This window comes from Streptomyces sp. NPDC007896 (assembly GCF_042959425.1).
Lineage (GTDB): Bacteria > Actinomycetota > Actinomycetes > Streptomycetales > Streptomycetaceae > Streptomyces.
In genome coordinates this window covers 117,205-131,604 of the sequence record NZ_JBIBKX010000017.1, presented here as the reverse complement: position 1 = coordinate 131,604, position 14,400 = coordinate 117,205, and the positions used below count along the sequence as shown (strand labels likewise).

The window sequence follows — 14,400 nt, the reverse complement described above, 5'->3', positions numbered from 1 at the left end:
GGAGTGCTCCGTCCACTTCGAGAAGTCCGGCGAGGCGGAGAACGCCTCGGCCGCTACGAGGCCCTGGCCTTGCATGTGCGCGCTGGCGGCAATCGCCAGCCCGCCTCAGGTGTCGGTTGTGCAAAATACACATCTGTGCGCTCAGGTTTGGCTGACCGAACCAATGACTTGCCTTGCCCCAGTGCTCACGATCATCTCCACACGGCGTCCGGTCGCGAAGGTGCGTCGTGTGGCCATTCATCGATGGAAAAGGGAGTGACCATGGCGGTTGTCTCGACCGACGGAAACCCAGTGGCTCCCACAGGTCCGAGGACCACAGCGGACGTGGTGACACCCGCTCTGGTCGCACGACTCACCCGGGACATGATCGGTACGGGCCGGACGTCGACCCGCACTCCCCTCACCGGCGAGCCGCTTGCTGAACTGCCCGAGTCCAGTCCCGCGGACGTCACCGCAGCGTTCATGCGGGCGCGAGACGCCCAGGAGGATTGGGCTGCGACTCCTGTCGCCCAGCGGACCGAGGTGTTGCTCCGGTTCCACGATCTCGTGCTGAAAGCACAGGATGAGATCCTCGATCTCATTCAGGTCGAGACGGGCAAGACCCGACTGCACGCGCACGAGGAGATCCAAGGCGCCCTGGGCACCGCGCGCCATTACGGGCGTCGGGCCGCCGCCTACTTGAAGCCTCGCCGCCATCGAGGTGTCGTGCCGATGCTGACTCGCGTGGTCGAAGCGCGCAGGCCCAAGGGGGTGATCGGGCAGATCGTGCCGTGGAACTATCCGCTCGCCCTCTCCGTCGGCGACGCGTTGCCCGCCTTCGCCGCAGGCAACGCGATCGTGACGAAGCCGGACACACAGACGGCGCTGACCGTGCTGTGGGCTCGGGAGCGCCTGGTCGAGGCAGGGCTACCCAAGGACGCGTGGCAGATAGTCCTCGGTGACGGCCCCGTCGTCGGTGCCGCCGTGATCGCTGAAGCGGACCACGTCACCTTCACTGGCTCCACCGCCACAGGCAGGCTGGTGGCGAAGCAGGCCGCCGACCGTCTCGTCGGAGTGTCCCTGGAACTCGGCGGCAAGAACGCGCTGCTCGTGCTGGACGACGCCGACCTGGAAAGGGCAGCGGAAGGGGCCGTGAGAGCCTGCTTCACATCAGCCGGCCAGCTCTGTGAGTCCGTGGAGCGGCTGTACGTCCACGAGTCGGTGGCCGATGACTTCCTCGACCGGTTCTTGGCGCGTACCAAGGCGCTTTCCCTTGGCTCAGGTCTCGGTTTTGGAGCCCATATCGGCTCTTTGGCCGGGCCCCGGCAGTTGGAAGCCGTAACACGCCACGTGGACGAGGCGGTCGCGAAGGGCGCGACCGTGCTGGCAGGTGGTCACCACCGTTCGGACGTCGGGCCGTACTTCTACGAACCGACCGTCCTGGAAGGCGTGCAGCCGTCGATGGCGGCGTACGGCGAGGAGACGTTCGGCCCCGTCGTCTCGGTCTACCGATTCGCCGACGAGGGCGAAGCCTTGACGCTCGCCAACGCCACACCGTACGGCCTCAACTCCAGTGTCTGGAGCCGGGATACCCGGCGTGCGGGCACCCTCGCCGGCCGTCTCCGTACCGGCTCCGTCAATGTCAACGAAGCCTACGCCGCCGCGTACGGAAGTGTGCAGGCGCCGCACGGCGGCATGGGCGACTCGGGGCTCGGCCGCCGGAACGGCGCCGAGGGCATCCTCCGGTACACCGAGGCCCAGACGGTCGCGACTCAGCGCCTGATTCCGCTCGGACCATCGCGCGGCATGGACGACGCGAGCTATGCGGCGCTGATGAGCAGGGTGCTGGGCGCGATGAAAACCCTTCGGCTGCGCTGAGCCGTTCATTTTCGAGGAGATCTGCACCATGCAGTATGACTACGACGTCGTTGTCATCGGATCCGGATTCGGCGGATCAGTTTCCGCACTCCGCCTGAGCGAGAAGGGCTACAAGGTCGCCGTGCTGGAGGCGGGCCGCCGCTTCACGAAGGACACCCTGCCGAAGAACTCCTGGCATGTGCGGGACTATCTGTGGGCTCCCAGATTCGGGCTCTATGGCCTTCAGCGCATTCATGTACTGGGCAAGGTCATGGTCATGGCAGGGGCCGGCGTCGGTGGAGGCTCCCTCAACTACGGCAACACTCTCTACGAACCTCCGGTGGCCTTCTTCGAGGACCGCCAGTGGGGCCACATCACTGACTGGAAAACGGAGTTGGCGCCGTACTACCAGCAGGCGCGCAGGATGCTGGGCTCCCGCCTCAACCCGTCGACCACGCCGACAGACGTGCATCTGAAGGCGGCTGCGACGCGAATGGGCATCGCCGACACTTACCACCCGACCCCGGTGGGTGTCTTCTTCGGCGACGGGCAGGATGGCGACGGAACCGTCAAGACCGACCCGGGTGCCGAGGTGGCCGATCCCTACTTCGGTGGCGTCGGGCCCGCCCGGCGGGCCTGCATCGAGTGCGGTGAGTGCATGACCGGCTGCCGCTACGGCGCCAAGAACACCTTGAACGAGAACTACCTCTACCTGGCCGAGCAGGCCGGAGCCGTCGTCCATCCCCTGACGACGGTCACCGGACTCAGCGAAGACGGCGTCGGCGGCTACCTGGTCCTGACACGTCCCACGAAAAAACGAGGCAAGTCCCGCGACCGGACACTCCGCGCCCGTCAGGTTGTGATCGCAGCCGGCACATACGGCACACAGACGCTGCTGCACACCATGCGGTCGACCGGGCAACTGCCGCGGATATCAGACCGACTGGGCGTCCTCACGCGGACGAATTCCGAAGCTCTGGTGAGTGCTCAGACCTCGCCCGGACGCTATCGCAGGCGCCATGGGCACGCCCCGGACTTCACCCGCGGCGTCGCGATCACATCCTCGGTCCACCCGAACGAAACCACGCATGTTGAAGTCGTGCGTTACGGACGCGGCTCCAATGCCCTGGCCGGGATGTCCGTCCTGCAAGTCCCGTACAACCCCCGGCTTCCGCGCACCCTGGCCTGGGTGGCCAACTGCGCCCGGCATCCCGTGGATGCTGTGCGCTCCCTGTCCATCCGCCGTTGGTCCGAACTCAGCATCCTGGGTTTGGTCATGCAGACGTTCGACAATTCACTGACCACGTTTGTGAAGTCCTCGGGCATCGGCAGAGGGACGCTGAAAGCCCGACAGGGCGAAGGGTCGCCCAATCCGACGCAGATCCCTGAGGCGTCCGAGATCGCTGCGCTGCTCGCCGAGGAGATCAACGGCTTCGCAGCGAGCAACATCGGAGAACTGACGGGAATGCCGATGACAGCACACTTCCTCGGAGGTTGCGCGATCGGTGAGGACCCCAACCACGGAGTCATCGATCCCTACCACCGCCTCCACGGGTATCCGGGCATCCACATCGTCGACGGCTCAGCCGTCTCGGCGAACCTCGGTGTGAACCCGTCCCTCACCATCACCGCCCAGGCGGAGCGTGCCATGTCCTTCTGGCCCAACGCCGGGGACACAGATCCTCGTCCTGCCCAGGAGAACGGTTACCGCCGTATCCGCCCCGTGCGGCCGAATAGTCCGGCGGTTCCCGAGGGAGCATTCGGCGCTCTGCATCTGCCGATCGTCCCGATCTCGCGGCGCTCGCGGGAGGACTGAGTACGAGAATTTCCACACCCAGAGAAAGAGAGCTGGTGCCCGGTCCACTACGCCGACAGCTTCGTCGTCCTTGGTCAGAGGCCCGGCCCAGCAGCCTCCTCGACCCCGTCTGTGCCCAGTGCACGGCGAGCTTCGCTCTATCGACATGGCGTCCCTTGGCCGCATAGCGCTGCGGCACACGGTGGACCACGAGGTACGGCGCTGCTTCCATCGAGGTCTGGGGCTGTATGAAATGCACAGATGGACGGCATACGTTGGTCTCTTTGGCCAGCGACTGGCGCTCTCAGCCGCACGAGTATCGGTGGCGTGTACCTGTGCGCAAGGAAGGGACGTTCTCGTGGCCGGCTCCGATCTTCCGCCGTCGCAGATGAGCCCGAACGGCTGGGAGTCCCTGTTCGACGGGGTCGCTACGGGCATCGCACTCGTGGGCAGCGACGGTTCGATCCGATGGGTCAACCGGAGCGGAGCCTGCGTCTTGCACCGGCCGCGACACGATCTGACCGGGATGCCCGCCCCGTTCCGGCTGCGGAGATCGGTCGACTTGGGCGCCGAACGGGGCGAGGAACCAGACGAAAACGTGTGCGTGTGGTCGGAAGGCGCTCAGGGCCCCCGCTGGCTGGCTTACACCGAGGGCGTTCGCATCGAGGTGGGCCCCGGCAGCATCGTCACGCCCGTCAGTTTCCGCGACGTCACGGAACAGCAGCACCAGCACGGCCGGATATCCGCCCTGGCGCGCACCGCCGCAACCGTGACCTCGGACAGCTCGCTGGAGAAGGTTCTCGAAGCCATGGCGGTGGAGGTCCAGCGCTCGCACGGAGTCGCGGGTACACAGATCATGACCTTCGCTCCGCGAGGAGACGGGCTACGCCTCATGGGAGCTGCCGGCTTTGCCGAGGTGGAGCGTTTCTTCGATCTGCTCATGGCATCACGCGACCGAGGCGCCGATCTGGCCACCCACCGGAGCATGAGCGCACGCAAGCAGTACGTGGTGCCGGGGCGCCGGGCCCAGATGCTTGCCGACCCCTCGTGGGAACCACTGCACGCGTACGTGTCTCAACTGGAGTGGGACGACTTCGTCAGCACACCGCTGCTGTCACGGGGAAAGGCACTCGGAGCGCTCAACGTCTACGTCGCCTCGGGCTTCCAGGCAACCCCCGCCATGCTGAATTTCCTGAGTTCCATGGCCGAACAGGCAGCGTTGGCCGTGGACTACGCCACCCTCATTCATCAGGGGCGTCTGTCCGCACGCAGTGAGGAGCGCGCACGGCTGGCCCGGGATCTCCATGACTCAGTGGTGCAGCATGTCTTCTCCATCGGGATGCAGGCCAAGGCCGTCCAGGGCATCGCACGTCGTCTCCCCGGGCCGTACGAGGAACGCCTCGCGACCGTCGCTACGGAGGTGACCGATCTCGTCGACTCCGTGCAACGCGATCTTCGCGGCGTCATTCTGGCCCTCCAGCCGCCGGTATCGGCGAAGCTCGGTCTGCTCCCCGCGCTCAACGCCCTCGCGGAAGGCATCGAACGCCGGTATGACGTGACGGTCGATCTGGACATCGAGGCCCTCGTGGACGGCGGGGCAGGAGACGCTGACCTGCGAGAAGACATGTACCGGATTGTCAGCGAGGCCCTGCACAATGCGGTCAAGCATGCGGCGCCGACGATCGTCCGGGTGATCGCAGAGGTCGACCGCGAGCGGGGCGTTGTGCGGATCGACGTGATCGACGACGGGCGAGGGATCTCGTCCGACGGCGCCGGCGGAAGCGGCGGATTCGGCCTGGTCTCCATGCGCGACCGAGCGAGCAGGTGGGGCGGCCACGTCTTCCTGACGGCGGCGCACGAAGGATTGGGGACGAGGGTACGGGCCGAGCTGCCGACGACAGCCAGCCGGACAGACCAGGAGCGAGTGGACAGCGCATGAGTGAACAGACGAAGGACATCACCGTCTTCGTCGTCGACGACCACGCGGTGGTCCGACGCGGGATCGCGAGCTTCCTGGAGTTCGTTGACGACATCATCGTGATCGGTGGGGCCGCGGACGGGCAGGAGGCGCTGGAGAAGCTCGACGCCATGCACGCCCACGGTGAACTTCCCGATGTCGTACTCCTCGACCTGAACATGCCGCGGCTGGACGGGATCCAGACGGCGGCTGCGCTCGCCGAGCGCCATCCTGTGATCAGGACGGTCATCCTGACGAGCTTCACCGAGCTGGAACGCGTCCACGCGGCGCTGGCGCACGGTGTGTCCGGGTACGTGCTCAAGGACGCTTCGTCCGACGAGGTGGAGGCGGCGATCAGGGCCTCGCAGCGCGACGAGGTCTTCCTGGACACGGCGATCGCGCGCAGGCTCACCCAGCGGCTTGTCACCCCGTCCGCCGGTCTGGGATCCCTCAGCTCCCGGGAACGCGAGGTCCTCCGCCTCGTCGCCGGAGGCTTGTCGAACCGGGCGATCGCCGACCAGTTGGCGATCAGCGAGCGGACCGCACGGACCCATGTCAGCAGACTGCTGGCCAAGCTGGGGCTCAGCTCGCGCACCCAGGCAGCACTGGTCGCTGTGAGGGAAGGGCTCGTGGCTCCCTAGAGGGTGCTGGAAGGTACGCCGGTGCACCGACCGGAGACTGGCGCACCGGGAGGTCCCGTGCTTGAGACGGCCTGTGGCGTCACCCGGACCGGTCAGTCCGAGAACACCACACTGGTCCGACCGTTGCGCAGCACCCGACCTTCGATGTGATAGCGCACCGCCCGGGCCAGTACCCGCCGTTCGATGTCACGGCCCTTGCGGACCAGCTGATCCGGAGTGTCTCGATGACTGACCTGTTCCACGTCCTGGGCGATGATCGGTCCCTCGTCGAGGTCGCCGGTCACGTAGTGAGCTGTGGCACCGATGAGTTTCACACCGCGCTGGTGGGCTTGGTGGTACGGCTTCGCCCCCTTGAACCCGGGCAGGAAGGAGTGGTGGATGTTGATGCACCTGCCCTCAAGACGGCTCGCGAGTTTGTCCGACAGGATCTGCATATACCGTGCCAGCACCACGAGTTCGACCCGGTACTCGTCCACCAGCGCCAGCAGCTTGGCTTCCTGCTCCGGCTTGCTCTCCTTCGTCACCGGCAGATGGTGGAAGGGAATGTCCCCGAAATCGATGTGCTGGTAGACGTCCTGCGGGTGGTTGGACACCACACCGGCGATGTCCATCGGCAGCTCACCGATGCGCCACCGGTACAACAGGTCGGCCAGGCAGTGATCAAGTTTCGAGGCCATGATCAAGACCCGCATCCGCTCGTCCTTGCCCCGCACCGACCACGTGGCGTCCAGCGGGGTGAGACTTGCGGAGACGTTCTCCTCGACAGAGGTCTTGGGCACTCCGGCCGGCACCTCGAACTCGATGCGGCAGAAGAAGCGGCCGGAGATTCCGTCGTTGAAGTGGTTGGCGTCCTGGATGTTGCCGCCGATGGCCAGGAGTCCCGTGGTGACGCGGCTGACGATTCCCGGGCGGTCCTTGCAGGCGAACGTCAGGGTGAACGAGTTGGGCATGGTGTCGGCTCTCGTCTTTCGGATGATCACGCCTGGTGGAGATCCGCATGGCGGTTGTCGGGCTTGTAGGGGGCGGGAGCAACAGTCGCGCGGACGGTCTTCTGCGGCCCGTCGGGTGCCCCCCAGTGCACGACGACCTCGGTACCCGGCTCACTGTGCGCGACGTCGATGGTGCACAGCGACAGCATCTGCCGGTAGTAGTAGCTGTAACCGCGAGACGTAGCGACGCCCACGAGGTCGTCGCCGCTCGTGACCTTGTCCGCCCACATGTAGCCGCGCTGATCGCGCGGCATGTCCATGAACGAGTAGTGCTCGCCCTTCCCGAAGAGCGAAGCGAAGATGTCCACGACGTCGTCGCTGTTCCACACGAGGGTCCGCATGACGCGGCGCGGATTGGCCTTCTCCGCCTCCAGCGCCTCACGGCCGAGGAAGTCGTGGTCGAACTTGATGTTGCGGCCCCATCCCAGCTCGACGGGGCTTCGGTAGTAGTCGCTGATGTCGGCTCCGTCGTAGGAGCCGGCGATGTAGGCGGGCTGAGCGAACGCCGGCATGGAGGCGGTGAAGACCTTGCGGTAGTCCGCCATGTCCTCGTCGAAGATGGCCGGGATGTAGTCCGTGGCGATCGTCGGGAAACACGCCTCCAGATGGTTGATCATGGTGGTCCGGGCCCCGAGCTTCCGGATCCCGAACTCCTGACCGGCCTCGACGATACGGTCGTAGACGTCCTGCTTGAACTCCATCGGCCCCTGAAGTTCGAAACCGATCTCTCCGGCCATGCCCTGGCGCAGGGCCCAGACCTCGTGTCCGGCGATCGTGACCGCGTTGACCCGCATGAAGCCGGCGTCCCGCAGGTTCGAGTTCCCCGCCACCTTATCCAGGACGTTGATCGACTTGGGCCCTGAGACCTGGAGGATGAACCAGTCCTCGCGCTCGATCTTGACGTCGTAGTCGGTCTGCGAGCGGTAGTGGTCGACCCAGAATCCACCGCGGCCGTGCAGCACGAACTCCTCGTCGCCGAAGCGGGTCAGGATCCCTTCGTGAATGACCTTGCCGTCCTTGTTGGTGTGGATGGCATGCTTCGACTGCCCCATCGCGAACGAGGCCAGGCTGTTCACGGTGATGTCACCGAGCAGGGCCAGGGCGTCCGGGCCCGTGATGCGGTGCTGCCACAGGAACGACCAGTCCCCGATGTAGCAGGTTTCCTTCCACGAGAGGCTCTCGTCGAGCCAGTCGGTGTATTCCGGCTGGCCGAAGCGGCTCCAGGCGTATCCCTCCGGGGGCTTGCGCATACCGCTGACGGTGTAATTCATGTCGTCCTCGTTTCACGAATCGACCAGAACGGTCGGCACTGACCGACGCTAGGCCCATGGCCCGGTACTTCGAATCGCTCCTATGACTCCACTCGGCGTCACCTTTGCCTGGCCTGCGTTGCGACGAATGACGTACGGCCGCAGCTGTACAGCACCGGGTCGGGGAATGACGTCAGTGGTGGGAGCGGAATCCAAGGTGCGTGTATTGGGGAATGGACGTGCGAGCAGCAGATCTCGAACGTCCCGCTTCCCAACTTCGCGCGGCAAACGTCAGCGCCCTGTCAACGCTCTTTCGGCAGCCTCGACCACATTGGTCATGAGCATGGCCCGAGTCATGGGTCCCACGCCGCCGGGCATTGGTGCGAGCATGTGCGCGGTGTTGCCCACGTCGGCGGAGACGTCGCCCACGATCCCGGCCTCGGTCCGGGTGATACCGACGTCGAGGACGACGGCACCGGGCTTGATGTCGTCGGCCTGAACCAGGGCCGCCGCGCCGGCGGCGGCGATGACAATGTCGGCACGCCGGGTATGGGCCGACACGTCACGTGTCTCCTCGTGGCACATCGTCACCGTCGCGCTCTCCGTATGCCGGGTCAGTAGCAGCGCCAAAGGACGACCCACAGTTACTCCGCAGCCGATGATGACGACATCGGCGCCGGTCAGCGGAACGCAGTACCGCCGCAGCAGCTCAACGATGCCGCGGGGTGTACAGGGCAGCGGCGCCGGGGTGCCGATGACGAGCCGCCCGAGATTCGTCGGATGGAGGCCGTCGACGTCCTTCTCAGGAGCCACGCTCTCCAGTACGGCCCCTCGATCAATCGCCGCCGGTAGCGGCAACTGCACAATCAGACCAGTACAGTTGGGATCCTGATTCAGTTCGGCGACCGCTGACAGGACGTCATCTTCAGTTGCCGAATCGGACAGTTCGACTCGTAGAGACCGAATGCCGATCTCCTCGCAGTCGCGGTGCTTACCGGCCACGTAGGCCGCGCTTCCGGGGTCACTGCCGACCAACACGGTTGCCAGGGCCGGCCTCACGCCGAACTCGGTCAAGTGTGAGACGCGTTCCTTGAGCTCCGCACGGATCGACCGAGCTGTACCCCTCCCATCCAGAAGGTGTGCCGTGGCCGGTCGGCCTGCTTGGATCGTCATTGCACACACGAGAACCACCTTTCGTCAGGTGCGTCCGGAGGCGCCACGCGTCATTCGACTCCGTCGCCTCGGTCGGGTCGCAGCGGCGCACCTGGAACGCCATCCGCTCTTTGACGCTAGTGGCGCCGCCATACAAGGACATCGGGCGGACGACACCTGCGGCTCGCCGACCATGGCACATGCGATGAGGACAATTGACGTATGGCCGTCCTCACATGACCTGCGAATAGCTGCACTCCGGAAAGATGGAAGGACACACTTTGGTCGTCGCCCCGCGACAGGGAGGCAGGATCTTCTAGAACGCGCACGCATCACCATTTTCGAGAATGCGGTGGTGGCGTTGCGATCCCCCGGCCCAGCCTTCTGAAACCCGTCGGCTCGACCGTCAGAGAACTCCGAAGAAAAGCGCAAGGACCGAACCTGGCATACCGGAAAACGCGCTGCCGTCGCTTTTGAAACCAATGGCGGGTCCGGGACAGTCACGCTGTTCCTGGACCCGCCGTGGTTTCTCAACTCGCCTTGATGGCGAGGGCTCCGCTGGTTGGCAGTGTGCCCGTAGCCTTGACTTCGGTCAGAAGACCGGGCTCCAACCGTCGGTGCCGGCCAGGTACTTCAGTTGCTGCTCGTCCATCGCGCCGTGCCGCAGAGCCACTGGTCGGAACGGGACCTTGGGACCCGGCAAGTTCGGTGAATGAGCTCACCCGTGTCCGCATCTGCCAGTCGGCGTTGGAGGAGATGCGGATCATCTGGTCTTGTCTTCCCTGCCTTGCCTGTTGCTGGACGTCGGGCCGTGGGGGGCCGGTGTCGCCCGGACTCTGTGGTCAAACACTGTCAAGGCAGGTGCACCACCCGGCCATCGCGGGCACTGGACCGGGCGGCGTCCAGGACGTCGGCGGTGGCCACCGCGTCCCAGGGGTCGACGGGAACAGGTCCCTTACCTCGGACTGCGGCGGCGAAGGCGGTATAGAACAGGTCCCACCTGCCGTGGGTCGAGGCTACGGGCTCGACGGTGTCTCCGCGTCGAACCTGGCCCCAGAGGTGTTCGGGCTCGCTCCCCCAGCTGTCACCCTCGGATTGCGGGGTCGCACCGCGCATCAACGCGCGGTCCTGACTGTCCCTGTGGTCGATGATGAAGGTGCCCGTGGTCCCGGTGACGCGCAGGCTGGGTCCCGGGGCGCCCTGCCGCCAGCTGCCCCACAGGTGGGACTGCACCCCGTTGCGATGAGTCAGGGCCACGAATACGTCGTCGTCGAGTCCGTCCTCGTCCTCGTGGTGGTGCATCTCGGCGTACACCCGCTCCACCGGGCCGGACAGCACCAGAGCCTGGTCGACCAAGTGGCTGCCGAAGTCGACGAGGGTGCCACCACCTGCGGCGGGAGCACCTGTTTCGGGGCTGAAGACCTCGAACCGGGATTCGTAGCGGAGCACGGTGCCGATTTCGCCGCTGTCCAGCAGCGTCCGCAGCGTGAGGAAGTCGGAGTCCCACCGGCGGTTCTGGTAGACCGTCAGCGGACGGCCGTGCTTCTCCGCGAGCTCGACGGTCGCACGGGCCGATGCCGCGTCGAGTGCGAATGGCTTGTCGCAGACGACGGCCAGGCCCAGTTCCAGCGCCTGCCGCACCAAAGGGATGTGCGTGACCGCAGGCGTGGAGACAACGACCGCCTCTGCGCCGGCGCGAGCCAGATCCTCCAGTGACTCGAAGGTCGGCCGGCGCACGTCCTGGGCGACCTGGGCCCGGCGCTCGGGCGAAGTGGTGACCACACCCAGGAACTCGTATTCCGGGGCAGCTGCGAGCAGCGGGGCGTGGAAGACACGGCCGCCGAAGCCGTAGCCGATCAGTCCGATGCGTACGGGGGTGTCCAAGGGAGCTCCTCTGTCTTTCTCTGTCTTCCTCAGATGGGGAGAACGTGGTCCGGTCGGTCGGACCGGCGGGAATCGGACCCGCTCGGACCGGTTTCCCGTTCCCATGCACAGAAGCCCCCGCCCTCAAGTTCCTGGGGACGGAGCCTCTGTTCCCACACTCATCCGTCAAGTGTGCGCGAGATCAATGTTCCCGAGACGCAACGGTCAGAGCGAGCCGAGCGCCGTCGGCGCCACCCGGCCGGATCCGCTGGGTTGTCCGCTCGCCGTGGGTCGCGAGCCATGGGTTCTCGTCGGTGCCCGGATGGAGGACGAACTCGGGGAAGTCGCTGCTGTGGAGGTGCAGACGCAGGCGGTGCCCGGTGCGCAGCCTGTATCCGGCGTGGCCGAGGCTGAGCGTCAACCGCCTCGCCGGGTTGTCCATGTGTACGCGGCCATGGGCGACGAGTTCGGCGTCACCGTCCGCGTGGACATCCAGCAGTTTCGAGAAGAGATCGGTGGAGGGCCCCGTGGTGGTGAGAGCAATGTCGAGGGAAATCGGGCCCGCCAGGTCGAGAGATGCCGGGGTCGGTTCGGCGTCGAAGACCAGGACGTCGCCGCGCTTGGACCACTCATGCAGGCGTGGGTTGGTCTGGAGGTAGGCGAAGGCGTTGGGTGCGGCCGAGGAGAACTCGCCCGGCTCGGCGTCGCGGAACTCGTCCTCATCGACAACGAAACCGTCGACGCGACCAACCTCCCGCGCCTGCCGGCAGCCGAGCGCAGCGATGTCGGCAAGCCCAAAACCGATCTTGCCGCCCGCAATGCGACCCGGGCGAATCCACAGATCCGGCTGACCACAGTCCGGCGCCGAGTCGAAGACCCCGAGGCGCTGCGTGAGCTGGTGCGATGCGACTGGATCTTCCTGGCCGCCGACAGCCATTCGGCCCGGCACTGGGTCAACGCCGTCGTCCACGAGTTCCTCATCCCCGCCACTCAGGTCGCCGTGAAGATCCCTGTCTCCCCAGACGGTGAGGTCGGGCAGATCCATACCGCCACACGCTTGATCGCCCCCGGCATCGGCTGCTTGTGGTGCAACGGCCTCATCGACTCGACCGAACTCGCCATCGAGATGCACCCCGAGGCCGAGCGCCAGCAAGCCCGATACGTCCCCGGCATACCCGCACCCAGCGTGATGCCCTTCAACACCCTCGCCGTCGGCGAAGCCGTGACCCACTTCCTTCTCGCATCCGCCAGTCTGCACGAGAACGACGACGATCTCGGATCAGTCATCCACCGCCCTCGAACCCGCGAACGACATCTCCAAGATCCCCGCCAGAACACCCACTGCCGCTGGTGTACGTCCACGGGCAACCTCGGACGCGGCGCCAACGGGGAGGTCGCGACCCTGCAGACGGTCGCCACTCCATCTTGAATCCGCGACGCGGTGGTTAGAACTGAAAGGGACCGACGGCCTGCGCCTCTTCGTCACGGAGTCGACAGCGATGCCAGTCCTCGTGACAAAGTGCCAACTGCCGTGTCATGGCTCGGCCTCGACCTCGATTCCACAGAACACTGGTGCCAACTGTCGTCGGTATGTGACAACTAGCGTCTGTGGTCACAACTAAGAAGCCTCGTCACAGCCGGACTAACGCCGGACCCGCGGCATCCCCAGTCCGATCCACGAGATGATCTCGCGCTGGATCTCGTTGTTCCCGCCGCCGAAGGTGAAGATCACAGCCGAGCGGTAGCCGCGTTCCAGCTCGCCGTGCAGGACGGCGCCCGTCGAGCCCTCCTTGAGGACGCCGGGCGCGGCGACGATCTCCATGAGCCAGGCGTAGGCGTCCCGGCGGGCCTCGGAGCCGTACACCTTGACCGCGGAGGCGTCCTGGGGGGTGAGGGTGCCCTCCTGGACGGCGTTCACCATCTGCCAGTTCAGGAGCTTCATCGCGTCGAGTCTCGTGTGGGTCTGGGCGAGGCGGCGGCGTACCCAGGGGAGGTCGGCGACACGGCGGCCGTCGGCGAGCTTGGTGTCCATGGCCCAGCGCTGGACGTCGTGCAGGGCGCGGATCGCCATGGTGCCGTGTGCGGCGAGGGTGACGCGTTCGTGGTTGAGCTGGTTGGTGATCAGCCGCCAGCCCTTGTTCTCCTCGCCGACCCGGCGCGAGACAGGGACGCGGATGTTCTCGTAGTAGCTGGCTGTCGTGTCGTGCGAGGCGAGGGTGTCGATGAGGGTGCAGGAGTAGCCGGGGTCGGAGGTCGGCACGAGGAGCATGGTGATGCCCTTGTGGGGTGGGGCGTCCGGGTCGGTGCGGACGGCGAGCCAGACCCAGTCGGCGGTGTCGCCGTTCGTCGTCCAGATCTTCTGCCCGTTGACGACGTAGGTGTCGCCGTCCCGTACGGCCTTGGTCTTGAGCGCCGCCAGGTCCGTCCCCGCGTCGGGCTCGCTGTAGCCGATCGCGAAGTCGATCTCGCCGGAGAGAATCCTGGGCAGGAAGTACTCCTTCTGCTCCTCGGTGCCGAACCGCATGATCGTCGGTCCGACCGTGTTCAGCGCCATCAGCGGCAGCGGTACGCCTGCCTGGGCGGCCTCGTCGAAGAAGATGAACTGCTCCATCGGGGTCAGCCCGCGCCCGCCGTACTCCGTGGGCCAGCCCACCCCGAGCCAGCCGTCCGTACCGAGCCGCCGGATCGTCTCGCGGTAGAACCGTTTCTGGGCGGCCGGGTCGCCGTATCGGGCGTAGGCGTGGTCGGGCACCAACTCGGCGAAGTAGCCGCGCAGTTCGGTCCGCAGCCGCTGCTGCTCTGGCGTGTATTCGAGATGCACGGCGCCTCCTGGCTCCCCAAGGCCGGACCTGACGGCGCACACCGTAGAACGTGTTTCAGAAATTGTGAATGCCGATGACACCGGCGCCCCGACCGC

11 protein-coding genes are annotated in these 14,400 nt (G+C 66.1%); 5 read left to right on the top strand and 6 right to left on the bottom strand.

Features of this window, described 5'->3' with window-relative positions; all coding sequences use genetic code 11:
- Nucleotides 1-243 precede the first annotated feature (243 nt).
- The 4 genes from ACFZDJ_RS41845 to ACFZDJ_RS41830 all read left to right on the top strand — a co-directional run bounded on the left by ACFZDJ_RS41845 (nucleotide 244) and on the right by ACFZDJ_RS41830 (nucleotide 6,229).
- Nucleotides 244-1,857, top strand: coding sequence for a succinic semialdehyde dehydrogenase (locus ACFZDJ_RS41845; protein WP_391067300.1), 1,614 nt, complete (start codon nucleotides 244-246; stop codon nucleotides 1,855-1,857).
- A gap of 28 nt (nucleotides 1,858-1,885) precedes the next feature.
- Nucleotides 1,886-3,652 carry an FAD-dependent oxidoreductase gene (locus ACFZDJ_RS41840; RefSeq protein WP_391067102.1) on the top strand — a complete coding sequence of 589 codons (1,767 nt, stop codon included), beginning with the start codon at nucleotides 1,886-1,888 and terminating at the stop codon, nucleotides 3,650-3,652.
- Nucleotides 3,653-3,989: 337 nt separating this feature from the next.
- Nucleotides 3,990-5,570 carry a histidine kinase gene (locus ACFZDJ_RS41835; protein WP_391067099.1) on the top strand — a complete coding sequence of 527 codons (1,581 nt, stop codon included), beginning with the start codon at nucleotides 3,990-3,992 and terminating at the stop codon, nucleotides 5,568-5,570.
- Nucleotides 5,567-6,229, top strand: coding sequence for a response regulator (locus ACFZDJ_RS41830; protein ID WP_390933318.1), 663 nt, complete (start codon nucleotides 5,567-5,569; stop codon nucleotides 6,227-6,229). Before ACFZDJ_RS41835 ends, ACFZDJ_RS41830 begins: the two co-directional genes overlap by 4 nt.
- Nucleotides 6,230-6,321: 92 nt before the next feature.
- Here the strand turns inward: ACFZDJ_RS41830 and purU are convergent, their stop codons facing one another.
- From purU to ACFZDJ_RS41805, 5 genes are all read right to left on the bottom strand, one after another.
- Nucleotides 6,322-7,179, bottom strand: a complete 858-nt coding sequence (purU, locus tag ACFZDJ_RS41825; RefSeq protein ID WP_391067096.1) for a formyltetrahydrofolate deformylase — start codon at nucleotides 7,177-7,179, stop codon at nucleotides 6,322-6,324.
- Nucleotides 7,180-7,205: 26 nt separating this feature from the next.
- Nucleotides 7,206-8,489 (bottom strand): hypothetical protein, encoded by a 1,284-nt coding sequence (locus ACFZDJ_RS41820; protein WP_390933320.1) that lies wholly within the window; start codon nucleotides 8,487-8,489, stop codon nucleotides 7,206-7,208.
- Between the two features lie 270 nt (nucleotides 8,490-8,759).
- Nucleotides 8,760-9,641: a bifunctional methylenetetrahydrofolate dehydrogenase/methenyltetrahydrofolate cyclohydrolase gene (locus ACFZDJ_RS41815; protein ID WP_391067093.1), complete on the bottom strand. Its 882-nt coding sequence runs from the start codon at nucleotides 9,639-9,641 to the stop codon at nucleotides 8,760-8,762.
- 831 nt (nucleotides 9,642-10,472) lie between these two features.
- Nucleotides 10,473-11,504: a Gfo/Idh/MocA family oxidoreductase gene (locus ACFZDJ_RS41810; protein ID WP_391067090.1), complete on the bottom strand. Its 1,032-nt coding sequence runs from the start codon at nucleotides 11,502-11,504 to the stop codon at nucleotides 10,473-10,475.
- Nucleotides 11,505-11,685: 181 nt separating this feature from the next.
- The gene (locus ACFZDJ_RS41805) at nucleotides 11,686-12,120 is read right to left on the bottom strand and encodes a CocE/NonD family hydrolase C-terminal non-catalytic domain-containing protein (protein ID WP_391067298.1); all 435 of its coding nucleotides are present in this window, start codon (nucleotides 12,118-12,120) and stop codon (nucleotides 11,686-11,688) included.
- Between ACFZDJ_RS41805 and ACFZDJ_RS41800 the strand changes: the two genes are divergently transcribed.
- Nucleotides 12,115-12,912: a ThiF family adenylyltransferase gene (locus tag ACFZDJ_RS41800; protein WP_391067295.1), complete on the top strand. Its 798-nt coding sequence runs from the start codon at nucleotides 12,115-12,117 to the stop codon at nucleotides 12,910-12,912. The two genes, ACFZDJ_RS41805 and ACFZDJ_RS41800, sit on opposite strands and share 6 nt — an antisense overlap.
- Before the next feature lie 213 nt (nucleotides 12,913-13,125).
- On the opposite strand, the gene ACFZDJ_RS41795 is transcribed toward ACFZDJ_RS41800, so the two are convergent.
- Complete coding sequence (locus ACFZDJ_RS41795) at nucleotides 13,126-14,304, bottom strand: acyl-CoA dehydrogenase family protein (RefSeq protein WP_391067088.1); 1,179 nt, start codon at nucleotides 14,302-14,304, stop codon at nucleotides 13,126-13,128.
- Nucleotides 14,305-14,400 lie beyond the last annotated feature (96 nt).